General features: G+C 66.7%; 20 protein-coding genes. 14 read left to right on the plus strand and 6 right to left on the minus strand.

Annotated features, from left to right (window positions below; genetic code table 11):
• Positions 1-59: 59 nt before the first annotated feature.
• The 6 genes from QRO95_RS09885 (at position 60) to map (ending at position 5082) form a co-directional block, all read left to right on the plus strand.
• Positions 60-1460, plus strand: a complete 1401-nt coding sequence (locus QRO95_RS09885) for an aspartate aminotransferase family protein (RefSeq protein WP_285302439.1) — start codon at positions 60-62, stop codon at positions 1458-1460.
• 29 nt (positions 1461-1489) lie between these two features.
• A complete protein-coding gene (locus tag QRO95_RS09890) occupies positions 1490-2554 on the plus strand; it encodes a GNAT family N-acetyltransferase (RefSeq protein ID WP_049399616.1) in 1065 nt (354 codons plus the stop codon).
• Between the two features lie 3 nt (positions 2555-2557).
• Positions 2558-3442 (plus strand): arginase family protein, encoded by an 885-nt coding sequence (locus QRO95_RS09895; RefSeq protein WP_285302440.1) that lies wholly within the window; start codon positions 2558-2560, stop codon positions 3440-3442.
• Between the two features lie 206 nt (positions 3443-3648).
• Entirely contained in the window at positions 3649-4008 is a 360-nt protein-coding gene (locus QRO95_RS09900; protein ID WP_049424512.1) for a VOC family protein, read from the plus strand.
• A gap of 68 nt (positions 4009-4076) precedes the next feature.
• On the plus strand, positions 4077-4289 hold the full coding sequence (locus QRO95_RS09905; RefSeq protein WP_005408659.1) for a ParD-like family protein: 213 nt from the start codon (positions 4077-4079) through the stop codon (positions 4287-4289).
• 10 nt (positions 4290-4299) lie between these two features.
• Positions 4300-5082, plus strand: a complete 783-nt coding sequence (map, locus tag QRO95_RS09910) for a type I methionyl aminopeptidase (RefSeq protein ID WP_197614988.1) — start codon at positions 4300-4302, stop codon at positions 5080-5082.
• Here map and QRO95_RS09915 read toward each other — a convergent pair.
• Both QRO95_RS09915 and QRO95_RS09920 read right to left on the minus strand, forming a co-directional pair.
• Positions 5079-5747, minus strand: a complete 669-nt coding sequence (locus tag QRO95_RS09915; protein ID WP_032127534.1) for a hypothetical protein — start codon at positions 5745-5747, stop codon at positions 5079-5081. The genes map and QRO95_RS09915 overlap by 4 nt on opposite strands.
• A 175-nt stretch (positions 5748-5922) precedes the next feature.
• Entirely contained in the window at positions 5923-6543 is a 621-nt protein-coding gene (locus QRO95_RS09920) for a LysE/ArgO family amino acid transporter (RefSeq protein ID WP_049399621.1), read from the minus strand.
• A 106-nt stretch (positions 6544-6649) separates the two neighbouring features.
• Here QRO95_RS09920 and QRO95_RS09925 point away from each other — a divergent pair, with 106 nt between their 5' ends.
• From QRO95_RS09925 to QRO95_RS09945, 5 genes are all read left to right on the plus strand, one after another.
• Positions 6650-7543: a LysR family transcriptional regulator ArgP gene (locus QRO95_RS09925; protein WP_121503886.1), complete on the plus strand. Its 894-nt coding sequence runs from the start codon at positions 6650-6652 to the stop codon at positions 7541-7543.
• Positions 7544-7621: 78 nt separating this feature from the next.
• On the plus strand, positions 7622-9022 hold the full coding sequence (locus QRO95_RS09930) for a TolC family protein (protein ID WP_285302441.1): 1401 nt from the start codon (positions 7622-7624) through the stop codon (positions 9020-9022).
• A complete protein-coding gene (locus tag QRO95_RS09935) occupies positions 9015-10028 on the plus strand; it encodes an HlyD family secretion protein (protein WP_285302442.1) in 1014 nt (337 codons plus the stop codon). The genes QRO95_RS09930 and QRO95_RS09935 overlap by 8 nt, the downstream gene beginning before the upstream one ends.
• Entirely contained in the window at positions 10013-11200 is a 1188-nt protein-coding gene (locus tag QRO95_RS09940; RefSeq protein ID WP_285302443.1) for an ABC transporter permease, read from the plus strand. The genes QRO95_RS09935 and QRO95_RS09940 overlap by 16 nt, the downstream gene beginning before the upstream one ends.
• Positions 11197-12324, plus strand: coding sequence for an ABC transporter permease (locus QRO95_RS09945; protein WP_285302444.1), 1128 nt, complete (start codon positions 11197-11199; stop codon positions 12322-12324). The genes QRO95_RS09940 and QRO95_RS09945 overlap by 4 nt, the downstream gene beginning before the upstream one ends.
• 102 nt (positions 12325-12426) lie before the next feature.
• On the opposite strand, the gene QRO95_RS09950 is transcribed toward QRO95_RS09945, so the two are convergent.
• Positions 12427-12795, minus strand: coding sequence for a glycine zipper 2TM domain-containing protein (locus QRO95_RS09950; protein ID WP_032127541.1), 369 nt, complete (start codon positions 12793-12795; stop codon positions 12427-12429).
• Positions 12796-12961: 166 nt separating this feature from the next.
• Positions 12962-15184 carry a methyl-accepting chemotaxis protein gene (locus QRO95_RS09955; protein ID WP_285302445.1) on the minus strand — a complete coding sequence of 741 codons (2223 nt, stop codon included), beginning with the start codon at positions 15182-15184 and terminating at the stop codon, positions 12962-12964.
• A gap of 280 nt (positions 15185-15464) precedes the next feature.
• Between QRO95_RS09955 and QRO95_RS09960 the strand changes: the two genes are divergently transcribed.
• The gene (locus QRO95_RS09960) at positions 15465-15857 is read left to right on the plus strand and encodes a barstar family protein (RefSeq protein WP_049462356.1); all 393 of its coding nucleotides are present in this window, start codon (positions 15465-15467) and stop codon (positions 15855-15857) included.
• A gap of 28 nt (positions 15858-15885) precedes the next feature.
• On the opposite strand, the gene QRO95_RS09965 is transcribed toward QRO95_RS09960, so the two are convergent.
• Together QRO95_RS09965 and QRO95_RS09970 are read right to left on the minus strand one after the other, a co-directional pair.
• Positions 15886-16878, minus strand: coding sequence for a glycosyltransferase (locus QRO95_RS09965; protein ID WP_121503891.1), 993 nt, complete (start codon positions 16876-16878; stop codon positions 15886-15888).
• Positions 16878-18155, minus strand: a complete 1278-nt coding sequence (locus QRO95_RS09970; protein ID WP_032127545.1) for an O-antigen ligase — start codon at positions 18153-18155, stop codon at positions 16878-16880. Before QRO95_RS09970 ends, QRO95_RS09965 begins: the two co-directional genes overlap by 1 nt.
• 340 nt (positions 18156-18495) lie before the next feature.
• Here QRO95_RS09970 and mutS point away from each other — a divergent pair, with 340 nt between their 5' ends.
• Positions 18496-21051: a DNA mismatch repair protein MutS gene (gene mutS / locus QRO95_RS09975; RefSeq protein ID WP_285302456.1), complete on the plus strand. Its 2556-nt coding sequence runs from the start codon at positions 18496-18498 to the stop codon at positions 21049-21051.
• Between the two features lie 279 nt (positions 21052-21330).
• Complete coding sequence (locus QRO95_RS09980; RefSeq protein WP_404830346.1) at positions 21331-22890, plus strand: catalase; 1560 nt, start codon at positions 21331-21333, stop codon at positions 22888-22890.
• The last annotated feature ends 54 nt before the right edge of the window (positions 22891-22944 follow it).

Consider the following 22944-nt stretch of genomic DNA (forward strand, 5'->3'; position numbering starts at 1 on the left):
CTCCCTTCCAAGCACGCCCCCGCTACCTCTTTCGAACGTCCTTCACGGAACCGAACTGCATGAACATTTTTGACAAGAACGCCGACGCCGCCGCCTCCGACGCGCAGCTGCTGGCCGACGAAGCCCGTTACAGCTCCTTCGGCGATACCGTCCACTACGTCGACCCGCCGAAGATCTTCCAGCGCGGCGAAGGCAGCTACATGTTCGACGGTGCGGGCGTGCCCTACCTCGACCTGCAGATGTGGTACTCGGCCTGCAACTTCGGCTACAGCAACAAGCGTCTGAACGATGCGCTGAAGGACCAGATCGACACCCTGCCGCAGGTCGCCAGCCAGTACCTGCACCCGACCCGCGTGCAGCTGGCCAAGACCATTGCCGTGGACATGCACGAGAAGTTCGGCCTCGACGGCCGCGTGCATTTCAACGTCGGCGGCGCGCAGGCCATTGAAGACTCGCTGAAGATCGTGCGCAACGCGCGTGGCGGCAAGAGCCTGATGTTCGCCTTCGAGGGTGGTTACCACGGCCGTACCCTGGGTGCGTCGTCGATCACCTCCAGCTACCGCTACCGCCGCCGCTACGGCCACTTCGGCGAGCGCGCGATGTTCATTCCGTTCCCGTACCCCTTCCGTCGCCCGAAGGGCATGACCCCGGAAGAGTATTCCGACCATTGCGTGTGGCAGTTCGAGCGCCTGTTCGAAAGCGAATACAACGGCGTGTGGGATCCCAAGGTCGGCCAGGCGGAGTACGCCGCGTTCTATGTCGAGCCGATCCAGGGCACCGGCGGCTACGTCATCCCGCCGCGCAACTTCTTCACCGGCCTCAAGCGCGTGCTGGACAAGTACGGCATCCTGATGGTCGTCGATGAAATCCAGATGGGCTTCTGGCGCACCGGCAAGCTGTGGGCCATCGAGCACTTCGGCGTGACCCCGGACGTGCTGGTGTTCGGCAAGGCGCTCACCAACGGCCTGAACCCGCTGTCGGGCCTGTGGGCGCGCGAAGAGCTGATCAACCCGACCGTGTTCCCGCCGGGCTCCACCCACTCCACCTTCAACTCCAACCCGCTGGGCACCCGCCTGGGCCTGGAAGTGCTGAAGCTGGGCAAGGAAATGGATTACGAGCGCACCGTGCCGGAAAAGGGCGCGTACTTCCTCGACGGCCTGCGTGGCCTGCAGAAGCGCCACCCGGAAATCGGCGACGTCGACGGCCTGGGCCTGGCCCTGCGTGCGGAAATCTGCCAGACCGACGGCTACACCCCGAACAGGGAACTGCTGGACCGCATGGTCGACATCGGCCTGGCCGGTGACCTGCTGCACGACGGCAAGCGCATGGGCCTCGTGCTCGACGTGGGTGGCTGGTACAAGAACGTGATCACCTTCGCGCCGTCGCTGGACATCAGCTACGAAGAGATCGACCTGGCGATCACCCTGCTTGACCAGGCGCTGACCAAGGCCAAGGGCTGAGGTCCGATGCGCTGCCGGTTCCCGTGCCGATGGAAATGACGTCACGCGCGTCCAGCACCGCGCTGGAACCGGCCGCGCTGCTGGAGGGCTTCCTGGCCCACCCGCCGCTCGGGTTCGAGGCAGGCCGCCTTCCGAGCGGCCTGCCGACCTTCCGTGCGCCGCTGGATCTGACCACCACCATGGACGACGACCTGCGCGGCAAGCTGCTTGGCCTGCCGCTGTCGCGCCTGTGGCGGCCCTGGATCACCTGGAAAACCCGCTTCGTCGGTGCCACCAGCACCGAGTACACCCCGCTGCCCGCGCACGTCGCACCAGAAGCATTGGCCGAGGACGTGACGCGTCACGCGATCGGCGATACCCGCCTGCTGGTGGTCAAGGACCTGGCGATCGATTCGCCGCTGCTGGACGACGCGGCCAACGCACACAGCGGTGCCTTCCTGCAGGCATTGCTGGCACGCGGCTTCGTCGAACTGGAAGGCATGCCACTGGCCTGGGTGGCGATCGATTTCGATTCGATCGATGGCTATCTCGGCCGCCTGTCGTCTTCGCGCCGCAAGAACATCCGGCGCAAGCTGCGCTCGCGCGACGACCTGCAGATCGACTGCATCGCCACCGGCGATCCGGCCCTGGCCGACCCGCAGCTCCAGGCCGAACTGTATGCCTTGTACCTGGGCGTGTACGCGCAGAGCGCGGTGCATTTCGACCAGCTCGACCTGCCCTACTTCCAGCATCTTCTGGCCGACAGCCAGGGCCAGGGACGGATGTTCCTGTACCGCCACCAGGGCCAGCTGATCGGCTGGAACCTGTGTTACGTGCATGCGGGCAAGCTGGTGGACAAGTACATCGGCCTGGCCTATCCGCAGTCCCGCGAGCACAACCTGTACGCGGTGAGCTGGATGCACAACCTCGAATACGCGCTGCAGCACAGCCTGAGCCACTACGTGGCCGGCTGGACCGATTCGCGGATCAAGGCCGAACTGGGTGCCAGCTTCACCTCCACCCGGCATGCGATCCACGCCCGTTCCCCGCTGCTGCGTGCAGCCCTGCGCAGGCTGGCCCCGTACCTGCAGGGCGAACCGGACGGAGGTGGCTGAGCGATGCCGTTGCGTTCCCCGCTGATCCTGGACCTGGACGGTGGCGTGCTGCCGCTGCCAGAGGCGCAGACCCTGGCCCTGCCGCAATGGCACGATCCACTGCGCTTCGCCTGCCGCAATGCCACCCTGGAGCGTTTCGCCACTGAAGTGCTGGCGCCGTTGCCGGCCCAGCTCGGCACGGTAATGCTCGGCAGTGGCGACTTCCACCACCTCAGCCTGCCGCTGCTGCAGCGCATGCGCACGCAGGCGCCGTTCCAGCTGGTGGTGCTGGACAACCATCCGGACAACATGCGCTTCCCGTTCGGCATGCACTGCGGGTCGTGGGTGAACGGCGCCAGCAAGCTGCCGCAGATCTCGCACATCCACGTGCTCGGCATCACCTCCAGCGACATCGGCCTCGGCCATGCCTGGGAGAACCACTGGCGCCCGCTGATGAGCGGCCGGCTGACGTACTGGTGCATGGACGTGGACGTGGGCTGGGGGCATCGTCTCGGCATGGGCCACGCCTTCCGCCGCTTCGAGCACCCCGAAGCGCTGGTGGCTGCGTTTGCTGCCGAACAGGCCAAGTCGCCGCAGCCGACCTACCTGTCGATCGACAAGGATGTGTTTGCCGAGGACGTCGCCCGCAGCAACTGGGATCAGGGCCGCTTCCAGCTGGAACACGCGCTGGTGGTGATTGAAGCGCTGCGTGCCGGCGGCCTGGTCGGCAGTGACATCACCGGCGAAGTGTCGCTGGCCAACTACCAGAGCCGCTTCAAGCGCTGGTTGTCGTCGCTGGATGGCCAGCCTGACGTCAGCGCCGAGGATCTACCGCTGTGGCAGGCGCGGCACCAGCAGGTGAACCGCGAACTGCTGGCGGCGATGGCCGCGGTGCCGACCGCCTGCTGACCGCGTCGGTCATGCCGGCCGCTGGCCGGCATGGCTTCGGTAGTGCCGGCCGCAGGCCGGCAATGCCAACCAAGGTTGGCAACTACCAGACCCAGGCAGAGTCGGTAGTGCCGGCCGCTGGCCGGCAACCTCATTGTTCCCGGGCGCACGGGGATGCCGGCCAGCGGCCGGCACTACACTGGACGCCTGCCCCAGGAGCCCTCGCCATGCCCCAGACCGTCATCCCGCAGCTGCGCATGCGCCACGCCGACACCACCCTGCCGTTCTACGTGCAGGGACTGGGCTTCGTGGTTGACTGGGAACACCGCTTCGAACCCGGCTTCCCGCTGTTCGCCCAGCTCACCCGCGATGGCCAGACGATCTTCCTCACCGAACACAGCGGCGACTGCGAGGTCGGCGGCGCGGTGTACTTCATCGTAGAGGACGTCGACGCCCTGCACCGCGCCTTCAGCGCCGCAGGCGTCCCCATCGAACAGCCGCCGCATGACACCGAATGGGGCAGCCGCGAGATGCTGCTGGTCGACCCCGACGGCAACCGTCTGCGCTTCGCCACCGACGCGAGCTGAACCGGGCGGCCTTGAGCCGGATATACGAAACATATACGCTTCGTATACCCCCTCCTTCAGGACCGCCCATGGGCATCGTCAACATCGATGACACCCTGCACGACCAGCTGCGTCGTGCCTGTACCGTCTCCAGCCGCTCGATCAACGCCCAGGCCAACTTCTGGATCCGGGTCGGCATGCTGTGCGAGATGAATCCGACGCTGAGCTTCCAGGACATCGTCGCCAGCGAGCTGCGCGCGGCCGGCGTGCAGCCCCCGTTGCTGCCGCCGGGCCAGGTCTGAGCCGATGGGCATCATCAAGCGCCCCGACGAGATCGCGCTGATGGCCGAATCCGGCCGCCTGCTGGCGGAGGTGTTCGCCGCACTCGACCAGCTGCCGCTGCAGGGCCGAAGCACCATGGAGATCAACGATTTCGTCGAACGCATGATCGTTGATGAGCTGCAGGCGAGGCCGGCCAGCAAGGGCCAGTACGGCTTCCCGTACGTGCTCAACACCTCGATCGACAACGTTGTCTGCCACGGCGTACCCAGCACCACCGACGTGCTGCGCAACGGCCAGATCGTCAACCTCGACATCACCCTGGAAAAGAACGGCTACATCGCCGACTCCAGCACCACCTACCGGGTCGGTGAGGTCGACTACGCCGCGCGCAGGCTGGTGCAGACCACCTACCAGGCGATGTGGAAAGGCATTGCCGCCGTGCGTCCTGGTGCGCGCCTGGGCGACATCGGCCACGCCATCGCCCGCCACGCGCGCAGCCACGGCTACAGCGTGGTGAAGGAATACTGCGGCCACGGCATCGGCCAGGAGATGCACGAGGAACCGCAGATCCTGCACTACGGCCATCCCAATACCGGCATGGTGCTGGAAGAAGGCATGGTGTTCACCATCGAGCCGATGCTCAACCAGGGCAAGCCGGCCATCCGCCAGCAGCCGGACGAATGGCCGGTGTACACCCGCGACGGCAAGCTGTCGGCGCAGTTCGAGCACACTGTGGCGGTCACTCGCAATGGCGTGCGCGTGCTGACCCTGCGCCCCGGCGAGACGCCGTTATGCGCGGTGGATGCCGCCTAGAGTGGCCGTTGCTGCATCCCGGCACCCTCGTGCACGGCGCGCTTCCGCGCCGTCAGCGGTTCGCGTACCCGCTGTGCCACATAGCCGACGCTGGCTGCGAGAATGAAGGTGTAACCAAGGAGTTCGGTGGTCTCCTCGATGGTGTTCTTGAACACGCGGATGTACTGGTCACCCAGCAGTCCGGTCCACAACGACGTCATGCCGATCAGACGCGAATAGAACAGCAGCAGAACCAGGCCGATCGTCATCACGGTACCCGGCCGGGATACGAGAAAACGCACCAGCGCCGGCATGGCCCGGCGCCAGTCGCGGCTGGCCCAGGCCAGTGAACCGATGATCAGCACGGCCACCGGGTACTTCCAGAAGCCGTGTGCGATCAGGTCCAGCGCCTCATCCATTTCACGCAGGAGCATGCAGGCGAACAGCGCGGCCGCCAGAACGGCAAAGGCCCGATCATCGGCACGTCGCAATGCAAGCCGGACGAAGGCAGCCACGCTGGCGACCAGGAAGCCTTCCTGGGTCAGTTCGACCAGCGACCACTCGCCGACTGCATTGCCCAGCCAATGGATGTCGAGCCAGGCCAACGCAGGCGGAAGCGCCATCATCAGGCCGAACAGGAAGGTGCGCCCCAGGTGGGACAGGAGCAGCTGTAGATTGTCTTTCATGCAACACCGATGCCGCGCCGTGGCGGTCGTACAACGAGAACACAGGCGACCGGGGGGCTGCCGAACGACGGCATGCGCGGCGGGGTCGCGACCAGGCGCGCATTATCCGCGCTGTATCCGGCCACGTGAACCGTACCGGTGGAACACATACGCAACACCGGCGTACGTCACGCACTCATGGCGATAAAGGACGCAGCAGCAACAACGTCGCCAGGCAGAACATGAAGATCGCCACGCCTGCATCCAGCACACGCCAGGCGCCCGGCCTGCGGAACACCGGCTGCAACAGGCGCGCGCCATAGCCCAGCGTGCAGAACCAGGCCACGCTGGCGGCGCAGGCACCGGCGGCGAAGGCCCAGCGCAGATCGCCCGGGTAGCGCGTGGACAGGCTGCCCAGCAGCACCACGGTATCCAGATAGACGTGCGGGTTGAGCAGGGTGAAGGCCAGGCAGGTCAGCAGTACCTGCCGTCCGCTGCCGCCCTGCGCCTCGGCGGCGGCCAGCGCACTGCCACCGCGCCATGCGCGCAGCCCCGCCTGCAGGCCATACCAGAGCAGGAAACCCGCACCACCGAAGCGCAGCACCTGCAGCAGCAGCGGCCACTGCAGCACCAGCGCGCCCATGCCACCGACGCCGGCCAGGATCAGCACGATGTCCGCGCCGGCACAGGCCAGCACCACCCTGCCCACATGGCGCTGCTGCAGGCCCTGGCGCAGCACGAAGGCGTTCTGCGCACCGATGGCGATGATCAGGCCGGCACCTGCGAACAGGCCGGCGGCGGTAGCGGCGATCCACATCAGGACAGGCCAGGCAGCGAGAGGACGCGCAGGGTGCGGCCGCTGACCCTGTTTAGACAATCTGATTTTTCTTTATCCTGTGCAGGAAAACTGAAGAGGCACCGGCATGGATCTGGTACATCCGCAACTGGCCGCGTTTGCTGCGGTGCTGGAAGAAGGCAGCTTCGAGGCTGCGGCGCGCCGCCTGTCGATCAGTCCGTCGGCCCTGTCGCAGCGGATCAAGGCACTGGAGGATCGGCTCGGCCAGGTGCTGGTTGTGCGCCAGGCACCGAGCCGGCCCACCGCCGCAGGCGAAGCGCTGCTGCGCCGGGTCCGGCCGATGCAGGCGCTGGAGGCCGAGGCATTGGCCGAACTGCTGCCCGAACGCGGCAGCGATGCCGCGCGCACGCCGATCCCGTTGGCGGTCAACGATGACTCGCTCGATACCTGGTTCGTGCCAGCCATCGCCGAACTGCACCAGCGCCATGGCTACCTGTTCGACCTGCGCATGGATGACCAGGACCATACCCTGCAGCTGCTGCGCGATGGCAGCGTGCTCGGCGCGGTCACTGCCGAAAGCCAGCCGGTGAAGGGCTGCAACGTGCATCCGCTCGGCGCCATGCGTTACCACGCCATCGCCTCGCCCGGCTTCGCCCGCCAGTACTTCCGCGACGGCATGCAGGCCACGGCCCTGGCGCGCGCACCGATGCTGGTGTTCAACCGCAAGGATGAACTGCAGTGGCGCTTCGTGCGGCGGCTGACCCGCGCGCGACTGCAGCCGCCGCTACACTACCTGCCCTCCTCCACCGGTTTCGTCGAAGCCGCCGCGTGCGGACTCGGCTGGGGCATGGCCCCGGAAACCCTGGTCGCGCCCGCCGTGCGCGCCGGCCGCGTGGTGGTACTGGAACCCCGCCGCTGGCTCGATGTGCCGCTGTACTGGCAGCATGCTGCCGTGCGTTCAAGCACGCTGCAGCACATCACCCAGGCGCTGCGCACTGCAGCCAGCGGCACCCTTCGTTGAGGACAATCCAATGACCGCAGACCCGGGCTTCACGCCGCGCGCACTACCGTTTGCGCACTTCTTCACCATTGGGACGGCATGGGCGTGATCGGCCGACGTACAAGGATGCACGGCGCGAAGGCCGCGCTGGCGCTGGCAGCCTGCCTGCCCCTGGCTGTGCCGGCGCAGAGCCTCACCGATGCACCCGCATTGGACTGGGAACAGGCACGCCAGCGCCTGGAGCAGGTCTCCGATGCACTGGCCGCCGCTGATGCAGCGGTGCGCAACAAGCAGGACCTTCAGGACGCCACCCGCCTGCTGCGCCTGCCGGAGATCACCGGCGAAGTGCGCCGGCTGCAGTTCCAGAAGACCCTCACCCTGCCACTGGGTTCGCTGGCACCTGTCGCCGAGGCCTATGGCATCGACTCACCGCTGTCATTCACCGAACGCGACTGGCGTACCCGGCCCGTGGTTACCGCGGTGCTGCCGTTGTACACCGGCGGCGTGATTCCGGCCGCGCAACGTGCCGCCAGCGCTGCCCACGAGCAGGCCAGCGCCGAGCGCGAGGCTCAGCGTCAATCGCTGACCGTGCAGCTGGCCCAGGCCTATTTCGGCCAGCGCCTGGCCGAGCAGGCAGTGGATGTGCGGCGCGACGTACGCGATGGCCTGAACCGCCACCTGTCCGACGCAGAGAAGCTGGAACGCGAGGGCTTCGCCACCCGCGCCCAGCGCCTGCAGGCCACCGTGGCCCGCGACAAGGCCGAGCGCGAATACCAGAAAACGGTGAACGACCTGGCCACGCTGAAGGCGGCGCTGGCCACGCTGCTGCGCAGTGGTGGCGAGGTGCAGCCGGTGTCGCCGCTGTTCGTGCAGCGCGTGCCGCTGGAACCGGTGGCCAGCTTCGAGCGCACGGCGCAGGCGCGCCAGCCGCAGATCGCACGCCTGCGGGCGATGGTGGCGCAGGCCGAACAGGGCGTGCGCGTGCAGCAGGCCAAGCTGAAGCCGCAGATCTTCGCCTTCGGCCAGTACGACTTCCGCCGCCGCGACGAGATGCTGACCGATCCGGACTGGGCGTTCGGCATCGGCCTGAAGTACACCTTCCTGTCGCCGAATTCGCGGCCGGCGCAGATCAGCGCCGCGCGTGCGCAGCAGGACCAGGCCGAAGCGGGCCTGCGCGAGGCCGAGAACCAGGTCGCACTGGGCGTGCGCAAGGCCTGGAACGAACTGGAAACCGCGCGCCAGCAGTACGTGCTGCTCGACAGCAGCATCGCCCAGGCACAGGAAAACCTGCGCCTGCAGGAGCTGGCGTTCCGCGAAGGCCAGGCCACCTCGCTGGATGTGATCGACGCGCGGCTCGGCCTCGGCGGCGCCCGCGTCGAGCGCGCGCAGGCCGCCTACCAATACGATATTGCGCTGGCACAGTTGCTGGAGATCAGTGGACAGATGGACCGTTTCGAAGAATTCCGGCGGCGTGCGGACGAGGTGATCGACCATGAGTGATGTGCTGCACGACGATGCAACGACCCCTCCGGCCAAGCGCCGTCTGGGCCCGATCCTGATAGTGGTGCTGCTGGTCGTGGTGGTGCTCGGCCTGTGGCTGGCCTGGCGCAGCCCGGCCGACCAGATCCAGGGCATGGCCGACGCCGACACCATCAACGTGGCCGCCAAGATCACCGCGCGCGTGGCCGAACTGAAGGTGCGCGAGGGCGACCGCGTGCACCCCGGGCAGGTGCTGTTCCTGCTCGACAGCCCCGAAGTGGCCGCCAAGGAGCAACAGGCGCACGGCGCATTGGCCGCCGCACAGGCGGTGGCCGACAAGGCCGACGAAGGTGCGCGCAGCGAAGACATCCGCGCCGCCGAAGCGAACTGGAAGCGGGCTGAAGCCGGTGCGACGCTGGCTGAAGCCACCTACCAGCGCGTGCAGAACCTGTTCAACGAAGGGGTGATGACCCGGCAGAAGCGCGATGAAGCGCATGCCCAGGCCACCAGCTCGCGCGAACTGGCCCGTGCCGCCCGCGCGCAGTACGACATGGCCTTGGCCGGCGCACGCGAGCAGGACAAGCGTGCCGCGCAGGGCCAGGTGCAGCAGGCACAGGGCGCGGTGGCCGAGGTCAACGCAGCGCGCGTCGAAGTGGAAGGGCGCGCGCCGGTGGCCGGCGAGATCAACAAGCGCATGGCCGACCCCGGCGAACTGGTGCCAGCGGGCTATCCGGTGTTCACCCTGGTCGACATCGACCGCATGTGGGTGGCGATGAACCTGCGCGAATCGCAGATGCAGGGCCTGAAGGTCGGCAGCAAGCTGCAGGGCAGCGTGCCGGCGCTTGGCCAGGACGGCGAATTCGAGGTCTACTTCATCAACCCGGCCGGTGACTATGCGACCTGGCGGACCACCCGCCAATCGTCCGGCTACGACGTCCGCAGCTTCGAGGTGCGGGTGCGCCCGGTACGCCGCATCGAGGGCTTCCGCCCCGGCATGAGCGTGCTGTTCGCATGGCCCCAGCGCTGAGCCCCGACGGCAGCAGCTTCGCCGCCAGCTGGCGGCGCGAGCTGCGGTCGCTACGCGGCAACCGCGCCGACCTGCTGCTGGTCACCCTGCTGCCGCTGCTGATGCTGGCCGTGATGGCGTGGATGTTCACGCCCTCGGTGATGCGCGACATCCCGATCGCCGTGGTCGACCTCGACCACAGCAGTGACAGCCGCCTGCTGCTGCGCATGCTCGATGCCAGCCCCGGCGTGCGCATCGCCAGCCAGCCTGCGGACATGCAGGACGCACGTTCGCAGCTGCGTCGGCTGGATGTGTTCGCCATCGTGCTGGTGCCGCGCGATGTCACCCGGCAGGCGTTGCGTGGGCGCCAGGGCACGGTGTTCGCCTATTACAACGCCACCTACATGACCACCGGCCAGTCCGCGGCGCGCGATATCGGCGACGTGGTCTCGGCCTGGAACGCACGCCTGCTGCGCGAGCGCATCGGCCTGCAGGTCGGCCCGGGCAAGCTGCGTGCGGCACCGATCGCGGTCCAGTCGGACATCCTGTACAACCCGGCGCGCAGCTACGAGCTGTTCCTGCTGCCATTGATCTTCCCGGCGGTGTTGTCGCTGGTGCTGGCACTTGCGGTGGCCGGCAGTCTCGGCCGCGAGATCCGCGACGGCACCCTGCCCGCCTGGCTGGGCCGCACGCCGTGGCTGGCGATTGCCGGCAAGGTCGCGCCGTACATCCTGCTGTTCTCGCTGTATGGCGCGCTCGGCATCGGCTACCTGGCCTGGCTGCGCGGTGATGGTGTGGCCGGCAGCGTGCTCCTGCTGCTGCTCGCTCAACCCCTGTTCTATCTGGCTACTGCGGCCTACGCGTTGTTCTTCGTCGGCGTCACCCGCGACATGGGTACCGCGCTGTCCGCGGTCGGCCTCAGCATCGGTACTGCACTGGCATTTTCCAGCGCCACCTTCCCTGTGCTGGACGGGCCGTTATTCACCCGCGTCTGGCATCAGCTGCTGCCGCTCAGCGCCTATATCAAGCTGCAGACCCAGCAACAGTTCATCGGTTCGCCGCTGCAGGTTTCGGTATGGCCGATGGCCACGTTGCTGCTGATGTCAGTGGTGGCTGGCGGCATCGGTGGGCTGCGCCTGATCGCCTTCGCGCGTACGCCCGAAGCCGCGCAACCGGCGGGGGCCGACGCGTGAGCGCACTCTGGCGCAGCCTGCGGCAGACGCTGATGGCGGTGCTGTGCGACCGCTATGCGATCGTAGTGATGGTCGGCGCGGTAATCCTGTACTCGTTCTTCTACCCGGCCGCGTATCGCCACCAGGTGGCCGGCAACCTGCCGGTACTGGTGGTGGATGAAGACCACAGTGCCACCAGCCGCGAGCTGCTGCGAAAGCTCGACGCGTTGCGGGTCGCACGCGTGGTCGGGCAGCCTGCGGACATCGACAGCGCGCGCCAGCAGCTGGAAGCCGGTCATGCCGAAGGCATCGTGCTGATCCCGGCCAACCTGGAGCGCGACATCCTGCGCGGCCACCCGGCCAAGCTGGTGCTGCTCGGCAACGGCGCCTACCTGGGCCGCGCCAGCTGGGTGCTGGGCAGCGTGGCCGATGCACTGGGCGCGTTCGGACGGGAGGCGGTGGTCGGCCAGGCCGCCTTCATGGGCGCGCCACAGGCACCACCGGTCACCCTGGTGCAGCGCCCGCTGTACAACACCCAGGAAGGCTATGGCAGCGCCATCGTGCCCGGCGTGGCCGAGCTGATCGTGCACCAGACCCTGCTGATGGGCATCGGCGTCCTGCTCGGCGGCCGTCGTCTCGCACTCGGCCGGCGCCTGCGCTTCGACCTGCCGACGCTGGGCGGCATGGCACTGGGCTTCGGCCTGATCGGCCTGTTCGGCCTGTTCTATTACGCCGGCTTCACCGCCTGGGTGCAGGACTATCCGCGCGGCGGCAACCCATTGGGCCAGCTGCTCGGCGGCACCTTGTTCATCGCCGCCACCGTGGCCTTCGGCCTGTTCGTCGGCAGTTTCTTCCGAACCCGCGAACGCGCCTTCCAGTACATCATCGCCACCTCGATCCCGCTGTTCTTCCTGGCCAACCTGTCGTGGCCGGCAGTGATGACGCCACCACCGCTGGTCTGGCTGGCGCAGCTTCTGCCGACCACCTCGGGCATCAACCTGATGGTGCGCCTGAACCAGATGGACGCCCGCCTGGCCGAAGTCAGCCACGAACTGGTCACCCTCACCGCCCTGCTGCTGGTCTACGGCAGCCTCGCCAGCTGGCGCCTCCTCGCAAAAAAGGGGACGGAGGGGATTAAGTCGTAAACGGCAGATTGGGGGATTGCGACTTAATCCCCTCCGTCCCCTTTTTCCGTAACGTTCGAGTACTGCGGTGTGGAAGGGGAAGCGGGGTCTGGCTGCGGTCAATCAGCGGTAGACGCGTTCGCAGCGACGTTCCACCACGCGGTCGCCGTTCTTCTGCTGGCTGTTGCCCTGGATCTGGCGACCGGCCGCACCACCTGCAACGGCGCCTGCCACGGTGGCCAGCTTCTTGCCGTTGCCGCCACCTACCTGGTTGCCGAGCAGGCCACCGATCACGGCGCCGGTAGCGGTACCCGTGATGCGGTTCGGATCGCGCGAGTTGCGCTGCACTTCCACGTTCTTGCAGACCACGCGGCTGCCGTCGTTGAACTTGCGTCCCTCATCGCGCGGGCCATAGGTCTGCGCGCCGGCCACCGACGAAGCTGCCAGCAGGGTGCCCAGCACAAGCAATCGGGTCGAGGTCTTCATGGCCATCTCCTGAGTTCCGGTATGGCGCCAGTGTCCTCCCGCGGTTGGCAACCGGAAGTGAAATGCGCGTGTCCGCCACTTCATCGGCCATGGCACGTTCAGGAAGAAAATCCGCGCCCATCGCGACCAGCCGTCGCGATGGGCGCCGTCTCCCTGCCGGCCTTGCCCTCTTCTAGAACTCTTCCCAGCCACCCGCATTGGCGGCCAGCGTCGGCTCGATTCGCGGCGACAGCACCGCGGGCCGGCGCACCGGCGCAACCGATGCCGCCACGGCTGCCAGCGCCGGGCGCACCGCGGCGGCAGCGGTCACCGCCCCCGTGCGGAACACCGAAACCGCCTCGGCCAGCAGGTTGGCCTGCTCCTCCATCGAGCGTGCCGCCGCACTGGCCTCTTCTACAAGCGCCGCATTCTGCTGCGTGGTCTCATCCATCTGCACCACCGCCTGGTTGACCTGTTCGATGCCCGAGCTCTGCTCCTGGGAGGCAGCAGAGATATCGGCCATGATGTCGGTCACGCGCTGCACCGAGGCCACGATCTCGCCCATCGTGGTGCCCGCCTGGCGGACCAGTGCCGAGCCGTCGGCGACCTTGCCGACCGAATCCTCGATCAGGCCCTTGATCTCCTTGGCCGCACCCGCCGAGCGCTGCGCCAGCGTACGCACTTCGCTGGCCACCACTGCAAAGCCCCTGCCCTGCTCGCCGGCACGCGCAGCTTCGACCGCCGCGTTCAGCGCGAGGATATTGGTCTGGAAGGCGATGCCGTCGATGACGCTGATGATCTCGGCGATCTTCTTCGACGATGCCTCGATGGCCGACATCGTGGTGACCACCTGGCCCACCACTTCACCGCCCTGGGAAGCAACACCATGCGCGCCGATGGCCAATTGGTTGGCCTGCCGTGCATGCTCGGCATTCTGCTTCACGGTGGAGGTCAGTTCCTCCATCGATGCTGCCGTTTCTTCCAGGTTTGCCGCCTGCTGTTCGGTACGCCGCGACAGGTCGGTGTTGCCCGAAGCGATTTCACCTGCGGCCAGATTGATGCTGGAGGCGCTGGACTGGATGCGGCCGACGATCTGCTTGAGCTGGTCGACCGTGGCGTTGCAGTCATCACGCATGCGCGCGAACACGCCATGGAAATCACCCTGCATGCGCACGGTCAGGTCGCCGCGCGAGATGGCCTGCAGCAGGGTCGACACCTGCACCAGGTTCTCGTCGGTGGTCTGCATCAGGCGGTTGAGCCCGGCCACCATGTCGCGGAAATCATAGGCGAAGCGATCTTCGTCGCCGCGCAGGCTGAAGTCGCCTGCCGCAGCCGCTGTCGCCAACCGGCGGATCTCGCTGTTGATCGCCGACAGGCTGGACTTTGTTTCGTCCATCGCCTGGGTGATCGCCGCCTTCTCACCGGGCAGCGGGTCCATGTCCACCGACAGATCGCCGCGTGCGTAGTGTTTCATCACCTCGATCAGCCGGTTCTGTACCTGCACGTGCGATCCAACCAGCGCATTGGTCTCATGCACCATGCGCCCGTAGTCACCGGGGAACGCGCTCTCGTCCATGCGGTAGCTGAGGCTGCCGGCATCGTGCTGGCGGGCCAGCTCCCCCTGTGCCGCCATCACCGACTGCAGCTGTGCCTGCATGCGCTGCATCGACTTCAGCAGCTGGGTCACCTCGTCGTTGCCGGTGGCGTCGATGCTGCTGTCCAGGCGGCCACTGGCGATGCCGTCGGCCAGCTTCACCGCTCCTTCCAGCGGGCGGGTCAGGCTGCGGGTGATCGCCCAGGCCGCCAATGTCCCCAGCAACAGGCTCAGTGCCCCGAACGCGATCGACAGCGTGCCGGTCCACGATTCGGTTGCGCGGTACTCTTCGCGGCTGCGTTCGGTCAGTGTTTCCTGGTGGCGCAGCAGGGCCGAAATGGATTCATTCCAGGCCGTTGCCAATCCGTGCTCGGCCAGCAGCTCCTTCGCTGCACCATCGAAATCCCCCGCCTTCATGCGCTCATGCAATTGCTGGGTTGATGCATCGGTGGCCTTGCGGGCCGCCTCGATGCGCGCGACCAGGGTATCGCCGGTAGCGTCACGCGGAATCTTGATGTACTTGGCCCAGATACCGTCATAGGTCCGCGCCAACTCCTGGGCACGCTGGTAATCCTTGTCGAACTCGTCACCCCGCTTGATCACCATCAGGCGACGATGCATCAGCACCGCGTTGTTGGTATCAAGCATGTCATTCAACAGGCGCATCTTCACCATGTTGACGTCCACCACTTTCTCGAACTGGGCGGATTTCAGCTGATTCCCATACAGCACCAGGCCGACGATGGCCATGATGAACAGCAGCAGCAGACCGAAGCCGGCGCCAAGCCGGGATCCCACACGGAGATTACGTAAGGCAAGCATCTCAATTCCCTTGATCGTGGCCGTACGTTCGATGGCGGCGCAGCGGAGGGAAACTTTACGGGACTTTATATATGGACCGATCCAAATATATGAAACTGTGCAGGCAGTCAGAAAATGCGGCGACCGATAATGGCGCCATATCCTTATCGAATAGCGCTGACACGCCAGCGCCCGATGAAAATCACGCAGGATTAACACCATAATAACGCCACCCCATCCAAGGCGGCCCGGATTATCTGCGCCGGACACAACCGTCGCCCCGGAGGGCTACAGTCTGCAGATGACACGGATCCTGCACATCGAAGGCGCGTCCATCAACGACATCGCCAGCCTCTACGTGGAAATCAATCGTGTGTTCATGGCCGACGAAGACTGGCAGCTGGGCGCAAGCCTGGACGCGCTTGATGACCTGCTGCACGGGGGCTACGGCGCGCTCGCCGGTCATGCCACCGCCACGGTGGTGTGGCGCGACATCGCCCACAGCCGCGAGGCACTGGGCCGCGAGACGACGCGCGCCTGGCTGCAGTCGAAACTCGATCAGGGCGGCAGGTTCAACGGTCCGGCCATCCACGCTCAGTTGACGGCACTGTCGCTTGGCCAGGGACAGACCTACTTCGAGATCGTCATGGAGATCTTCGGCAGCCATCCGCAGATCACCCTGGTGCCAGGTTGAGCACTCTGCAGCAACCAGCCCCATCAGCTCAAAGCTTGGCCAGGGCCTCGCCCAGCCGGCGTGGGAACGCCACTTCGCTGGCCAGGTGCCATGCGCGTGCATTGGCGCCCAGCCGGGTCCACTCGGCCTCATCCATCGCCAGCGCACGCTCGACGGCCTGTTCCAGTGCCTTCTCATCCACATGCCAGGTCCTGGACAGATGGCAGGGCTCGCCCTCGTGCGCGGCAACCAGGATGCCGCGGCTGTCGTCGATCATCTGATTCATCGGCGCGCCGTCGCAGGTGATCACCACCGCCCCGCAGCTCATCGCTTCCACCAGGTAATGGCCCCAGCCTTCGGTCTGCGACAGGCACAGGTGGAACGCATGTTCGTTCTGCAGGCGCTGCACCTCCTGGTCGGGCAGGCGCTCGCGGACGATCCGCAGGTTCGCGGCCCCGCCCTCATCTTCGTCCGAAGGGCCGCCGCGCAGGATGGTCAGCAAGGGCCACTCCGGATGGCGCTTCCAGACCTCGACCAGCGTTGCCGTGCCCTTCATGCGACTGGTACCAGCTGCATGCAGGAAGCTGCGCGGTCTGCGCGGCACCGCCGGGTCGTAGCGGTCACGGCTGCAGAAACCGACTTCCAGCGCGCGCATGCCCAGCGCATTGAAGATGCGCGTAGCGTCTTCGGTCTTGGTCAACAACGCATCGAACCGCGGCAGGATCCGCAGGCTGCGTGCGGACACCCATTCCGGATTCGGAATCAACAGATTGACCTCGGCCAGTCCGAAGCTTGCCGGCCGGACATGCTCCAGCGAGATGTTGATGTCGAACCGGGCCGGCGTGCGCCCCAGGCTCAGCCACGAGGCCAGCAGCCTGCGCAGGCGCATCCCGCGGAGCTTCCAGGCCCCCCCATTGCGCACCGCGTCCAGACGGCTGACCGTCACCGTGTGCCCGAGCTGCTGCAACGAGCGCTCGATCACCTGGATGTCATGGGACAGGCCACGCTGGTTGTCGGCGGCCAGCAGGTGGATATGCGCCATCAGGAGGGACTCCCTGGCCGGCGCAGGTCGCGCGCAGGCAAGGCGGTCGCCAGCATGAAGCCCAGCACAAGGTAGAAATAGAACGAATGGGGCATCGCCCGGTAGAACACGTTGTCCGTGAACGCCGACAGCGCATAGACGATGACCACGGCAAGTCCGGCGGTGGCGATCATCGCGGTGATGTCGTCGGCGTGGCCGAGACGTCGCACGAAATGAATGCCGGGCAGGATGAAGACCAGCAGCATGATCAGCAGCAACGGCACGCCACCGGTCACCGCCGCTTCCAGGTACTCGTTGTGCGGGTGGTTGTAGCGGAAGATCGACTCGGACACCTCGCCGCGGGCGATGCCCTCACGTGCATAGGTACCGAACTGGTTCAGGCCCACCCCTGCCACGGGATGCTCGGCGAAGGCGTCGACCGCCACGCCCCACATGGCGATGCGCTCGCGGACCGAGCCGACCTCGTTTTCCTGGTTGAAACCGGAGATCTCGCCACTGACCTCACCGAAGCGCTGGATCACCTCATGGTTCAGCACCGAGGTGGCACCGACCACGCCAATGACCAGGGCACCGACGAAGGCCAGTGCCCCCCGCCAGCGCCGGGTGCGCCGGACGTGCACCGCAATCACCATCAGCATGGCGGGAATGAACGCCAGGATCGGCCCGCGGCTCTGCGCCAGGATCGAACCGTAGACGCCGACGGCGATGGCCACGCCGTGCAGCCAGCGTTCGGCCGGATGCACATTGGGCTGGATCAACCGGATGACCGAGAACAACGCCATGCACAGCGTCACCATGGTGAACTCGATGGCCGTCCATTCGCCGCCACTGAAACCGTGCGCGCGTTCAAGGCCCATCACGTGGTGCTGCACGATGCACGACCCGCCGAAGACCAGGGTGGACACGGCGAAGATCTTCCAGATCAGGCGCCAGTCCAGCGCAGTGGCGAACACGGCAGCGGTACCCAGGTAGAGCAGTGTCTGCGCCGGCAGATCCAGCTCGTTCCAGCGCAGCCCGTGCCAGAGGATGCTGTAGAAGGCATAGGCCAGGCGCAGGAAGCAGACGATCACGATGAACCGGGCGATGCGGTAGCGCAGGCGGACATCGGGCTGGCGGCGGATCAGAACCACGCCGGTGACCAGCAGGGCCAGCAGCAGCACCGCCTTCAGCAAGGTGTAGGGTGCGGAGCCGGCAAGCGGAACGATGGCGACCAGGATGCTCAGCAGGACGGTACGCCAGGTGTAACGAGGTTCGGCGGCCATGCAGGCTGCAGTCATGCTTGTTCTTTCCATCAACGCCCGCCCGGGGGATAAGTCGCCCCGGTTTCCATGGAGGCCGCTTGGCGGAAATCGCCGGGGCTGACACTACCGTGGGCCCCTGGGGAAATCAACCAAAGTGCCGGCGCAGGGGCGCAGGCGTTGGCACACGGACAGCCCCCGGGCCCAGCACGGGTGCCGCGGATCATCGACCTCCCCAGATCGCTACACTAATGGCCTCTCCGGCCATGCCTGCGCGTGGCCACGCCCCGACGCCCTGCCAAGACGCGAAACGCCCCAAGTGACTGATACAAAAGACAACACCAGCAACGCCAAGGCGTCCAAGGAACACACCCCGCTGATGAAGCAGTTCTTCGCGGCCAAGTCCGATTACCCGGACCTGCTGCTGTTCTTCCGCATGGGTGACTTCTACGAACTGTTCTATGACGACGCCCGCAAGGCGGCGCGCCTGCTCGACATCACCCTGACCCAGCGCGGCAGCTCCGGCGGCGCACCGATCCCGATGGCCGGCGTGCCGGTACATGCCTATGAAGGCTACCTGGCACGGCTGGTGGCGCTGGGCGAGTCGGTGGCGATCTGCGAGCAGATCGGCGACCCGGCGCTGGCCAAGGGCCTGGTCGAGCGCAAGGTGGTGCGCATCGTCACCCCCGGCACGGTCACCGACGAGGCGCTGCTGGATGAACGCCGCGACACCCTGCTGATGGCCCTGTCGCGCAGCAAGCAGGGCTACGGCCTGGCCTGGGCCGACCTGGCCGGCGGCCGCTTCCTGGTCAACGAGGTGGAAACCGACGACGCGCTGGAAGCCGAACTGGCGCGGCTGGAGCCGGCCGAGCTGCTGGTGCCCGATGAAGAGAACTGGCCGGAGTTCCTGCGCCAGCGCACCGGCGTACGTCGCCGCGCGCCGTGGCTGTTCGATGCCGACAGCGGCCGCCGCCAGCTGCTGAATTTCTTCAAGCTGCATGACCTGAGCGGCTTCGGCATCGACGACAAGCCGCGCGCCACCGCTGCGGCCGGTGCCCTGCTTGGCTATGTCGAGGAAACCCAGAAGCAGCGCCTGCCGCACCTGACCTCGATCGCGATGGAAACCGCCGGCGAGGCGATCGCGATGAACGCCGCTACCCGCCGCCATCTGGAACTGGATACGCGTGTTGATGGCGACACCCGCAATACGCTGCTGGGTGTGCTCGACAGCACGGTGACGCCGATGGGCGGGCGCCTGCTGCGGCGCTGGCTGCACCGCCCGCTGCGCCTGCGCGAGGTGCTGGTGCAGCGCCACCATGCGGTGGAAACCCTGATCGACCGTGGCAGCGACGCCGACATCCGCGAGCAGTTCCGTCGCCTCGGCGACCTGGAACGCATCCTCACCCGCGTCGCGCTGCGTTCGGCGCGCCCGCGCGATTTCTCCACCCTGCGCGACGGCCTGGGCCTGCTGCCGGCGGTGCGCGAAGTGCTGGCACCACTGGATTCGCCGCGCCTGCAGACGCTGCATGCGGCACTGGGCGAACACGACGAGTGCGCGCAGCTGCTGGCCAGCGCCATCGCCGAGATGCCACCGCTGAAGCTGAGCGATGGCGGCGTGCTGGCCGATGGCTTCGATGAAGAGCTGGACGAGCTGCGCCGCCTGTCCACCCATGCCGACCAGTTCCTGGTCGACCTGGAGCAGCGCGAGCGCGAGAGCAGCGGCATTCCCACCCTGAAGGTGGGCTACAACCGCGTGCACGGCTACTACATCGAAATCAGCAAGGGCCAGTCCGACCGCGCGCCGGTGCACTACACCCGCCGCCAGACGCTGACCAATGCCGAGCGCTACATCACCGAAGAACTGAAGGCGTTCGAAGACAAGGTGCTGTCCGCGCGCGACCGTTCGCTGTCGCGCGAGAAGTACCTGTACGAGCAGCTGCTGGATACCCTGGGCGGGCAGCTGGAACCGCTGAAGCAGTGTGCCGCTGCACTGAGCGAACTGGATGTGCTGGCAGCGTTCGCCGAACGCGCGCAGGCGCTGGACTGGGCGCGCCCGGAGCTGCAGGCCGAGCCCTGCCTGAAGATCGAGCGTGGCCGCCATCCGGTGGTCGAAGCAGTGCGCGAGCAGCCGTTCGAACCCAATGATCTGGATCTGCATGCGGACCGGCGCATGCTGGTCATCACCGGCCCGAACATGGGCGGTAAATCGACCTATATGCGGCAGAACGCGCTGATCGTGCTGCTGGCCCACATCGGCAGCTTCGTGCCGGCCAGCCGCGCGCTGATCGGCCCGATCGACCGCATCCTGACCCGCATCGGCGCCGGCGACGACCTTGCCCGCGGGCAGTCGACCTTCATGGTCGAGATGGCCGAGACCAGCTACATTCTGCATCACGCCACCGCGCATTCGCTGGTGCTGATGGATGAGATCGGCCGCGGCACGTCCACCTACGATGGCCTGGCGCTGGCCGATGCAGTGGCCCGCCACCTGGCCTACCAGAACCGCTGCTACACGCTGTTCGCCACCCACTACTTCGAGCTGACCGCGCTGGCCGACGAGCAGCACGAGGGCGGCCGCAGCGGCATCGCCAACGTGCACCTGGACGCGGTCGAGCACGGTGAAGCGCTGGTGTTCATGCACGCGGTGAAGGACGGCCCGGCCAACCGCAGCTTCGGCCTGCAGGTAGCGGCACTGGCCGGCCTGCCGCGCGCCACCGTAGCGCAGGCACGCCGTCGTCTGGCCGAGCTGGAACAGCGCGGTGGTGAGAGCCATGCCGCCGAGCTGGCGCCGCAGGCGTTGGATGCACCGCAGCAGTTCGGCCTGTTCGCGGCACCGTCGAGCAAGGCACAGGACGCGCTGGCGGCGATCGACCCGGACGAACTGACGCCGAAGCAGGCGCTGGAAGCCTTGTACCGGTTAAAAGCGCTGCTGTAACCGCAGCGCACGCCCATGGCCTCCCGCCCACCTTGCGGGAGGCCTGCTGAAAGACTCCGCAAATCCGATTCTGCGTTTCAATTGACAGAATCTATCAATCTGAATGGATCATTCGATTATTCATTTCATCTGGCCATAGCTAAAGTCGAGTGAAGATGTTTCTCCCACGTCTTCACCGCCACCAGGAGCCAGCCGATGAGCCAGTCCGACAACAACAACGCCAAGTGCCCGTATCACACCGCCCCGTCGCCGGAGCAGGGCGCCGAGCAGCAGCGCGAGCTGAGCACCACGCCCAAGCAGAAGCACGGCGATGATCCGGTCACGCCGATGACCACGGCCTTCGGCGCACCGGTGGTGGACAACCAGAACAGCAAGACCGCCGGCCCGCGTGGCCCGCTGCTGATGGAAGACGTCTGGCTGCTGGAAAAGCTGGCCAACCTCAACCGCGAGATCATTCCCGAGCGCCGCATGCATGCCAAGGGCTCGGGCGCGTTCGGCACCTTCACCGTCACCCACGACATCAGCAAGTACACCCGCGCCAAGCTGTTCGAGAAGGTCGGCAAGCAGACCGAGATGTTCGCCCGCTTCACCACGGTGGCCGGCGAGCGTGGCGCCGCCGACGCCGAGCGCGACATCCGCGGCTTCGCGCTGAAGTTCTACACCGAAGAGGGCAACTGGGACCTGGTCGGCAACAACACGCCGGTGTTCTTCCTGCGCGACCCACGCAAGTTCGCCGACCTCAACAAGGCGGTCAAGCGCGACCCGCATACCAACCTGCGCAGCGCGCGCAACAACTGGGACTTCTGGACCCTGCTGCCCGAAGCCCTGCTGCAGGTGACCGTGGTGATGAGCGACCGCGGCATTCCGCGCAGCTTCCGCCACATGCACGGTTTCGGCTCGCACACCTACAGCTTCACCAACGCCGACAGCGAGCGCTTCTGGGTGAAGTTCCACTTCGTCAGCCAGCAGGGCATCGAGTCGCTGACCGACGCACAGGCACAGATCCTGGTCGGCCATGACCGCGAAAGCCACGGCCGCGACCTGTTCGCCGCGATCGACAAGGGCGACTTCCCGAAGTGGAAGCTGTTCATCCAGGTCATGCCGGAGCTGGAGGCGGAAACCTACCGCGTGCATCCGTTCGACCTGACCAAGGTGTGGCCGAAGAGCGACTACCCGCTGATCGAAGTGGGCCAGTTCGAACTGAACCGCAACCCGGTCAACTGGTACCAGGACGTGGAGCAGTCGGCGTTCGCGCCGAGCAACCTGGTGCCGGGCATCGGCCCGTCGCCGGACAAGATGCTGCAGGCTCGCCTGTTCGCCTACTCCGATGCGCAGCGCTACCGCCTGGGCGTGAACCATCACCAGATTCCGGTGAACGCAGCGCGCTGCCCGGTGCACAGCAACCACCGCGATGGTGCGATGCGCGTGGACGGCAACTACGGCGGCCTGCCGCACTACGAGCCGAACAGCTACGGCCAGTGGCAGGAGCAGCCGCAGTACCGCGAGCCGCCGATGAAGATCCGGGGCGACGCCGACTTCTGGAATTTCCGCGAGGACGACGCCGACTATTTCAGCCAGCCCGGTGCGCTGTTCCGCAGCTACAACCAGGCACAGAAGGACCGCCTGTTCGCCAACACCGCCCGTGCCCTGGGCGATGCGCCGGACTTCATCAAGCAGCGCCACATCGACAACTGCAGCAAGGCCGACCCGGCCTACGGTGCCGGTGTTGCCGCGGCGCTGAAGGCGCTGGCCAGCCAGCCGTCGGATCCGTTCAAGCCGGCGCAGCCGGAAGCGGACTTCCCCACCGCCACCCCGGGCGCCGAAGACATCGAGCTCTGATCGCCCTCCCCCGTGAACGGCACGCCGCCTCCCCGTGAGGCGGCGTCGCCGTTT

Source organism: Stenotrophomonas maltophilia group sp. Smal13 (assembly GCF_030236855.1).
Classification (GTDB): Bacteria; Pseudomonadota; Gammaproteobacteria; order Xanthomonadales; family Xanthomonadaceae; genus Stenotrophomonas; species Stenotrophomonas maltophilia_A.

Excerpts from the sequence above, each read along its gene's own strand:
- QRO95_RS09885 (WP_285302439.1), top strand. The coding sequence starts at position 60 with ATGAACATTTTTGACAAGAACGCCGACGCCGCCGCCTCCGACGCGCAG.
- QRO95_RS09890 (WP_049399616.1), top strand. The coding sequence starts at position 1,490 with ATGGAAATGACGTCACGCGCGTCCAGCACCGCGCTGGAACCGGCCGCG.
- QRO95_RS09895 (WP_285302440.1), top strand. The coding sequence starts at position 2,558 with ATGCCGTTGCGTTCCCCGCTGATCCTGGACCTGGACGGTGGCGTGCTG.
- QRO95_RS09900 (WP_049424512.1), top strand. The coding sequence starts at position 3,649 with ATGCCCCAGACCGTCATCCCGCAGCTGCGCATGCGCCACGCCGACACC.
- QRO95_RS09905 (WP_005408659.1), top strand. The coding sequence starts at position 4,077 with ATGGGCATCGTCAACATCGATGACACCCTGCACGACCAGCTGCGTCGT.
- QRO95_RS09915 (WP_032127534.1), bottom strand. The coding sequence starts at position 5,747 with ATGAAAGACAATCTACAGCTGCTCCTGTCCCACCTGGGGCGCACCTTC.
- QRO95_RS09920 (WP_049399621.1), bottom strand. The coding sequence starts at position 6,543 with ATGTGGATCGCCGCTACCGCCGCCGGCCTGTTCGCAGGTGCCGGCCTG.
- QRO95_RS09925 (WP_121503886.1), top strand. The coding sequence starts at position 6,650 with ATGGATCTGGTACATCCGCAACTGGCCGCGTTTGCTGCGGTGCTGGAA.
- QRO95_RS09930 (WP_285302441.1), top strand. The coding sequence starts at position 7,622 with ATGGGCGTGATCGGCCGACGTACAAGGATGCACGGCGCGAAGGCCGCG.
- QRO95_RS09935 (WP_285302442.1), top strand. The coding sequence starts at position 9,015 with ATGAGTGATGTGCTGCACGACGATGCAACGACCCCTCCGGCCAAGCGC.
- QRO95_RS09940 (WP_285302443.1), top strand. The coding sequence starts at position 10,013 with ATGGCCCCAGCGCTGAGCCCCGACGGCAGCAGCTTCGCCGCCAGCTGG.
- QRO95_RS09950 (WP_032127541.1), bottom strand. The coding sequence starts at position 12,795 with ATGGCCATGAAGACCTCGACCCGATTGCTTGTGCTGGGCACCCTGCTG.
- QRO95_RS09955 (WP_285302445.1), bottom strand. The coding sequence starts at position 15,184 with ATGCTTGCCTTACGTAATCTCCGTGTGGGATCCCGGCTTGGCGCCGGC.
- QRO95_RS09960 (WP_049462356.1), top strand. The coding sequence starts at position 15,465 with ATGACACGGATCCTGCACATCGAAGGCGCGTCCATCAACGACATCGCC.
- QRO95_RS09965 (WP_121503891.1), bottom strand. The coding sequence starts at position 16,878 with ATGGCGCATATCCACCTGCTGGCCGCCGACAACCAGCGTGGCCTGTCC.
- QRO95_RS09970 (WP_032127545.1), bottom strand. The coding sequence starts at position 18,155 with ATGACTGCAGCCTGCATGGCCGCCGAACCTCGTTACACCTGGCGTACC.
- mutS (WP_285302456.1), top strand. The coding sequence starts at position 18,496 with ATGAAGCAGTTCTTCGCGGCCAAGTCCGATTACCCGGACCTGCTGCTG.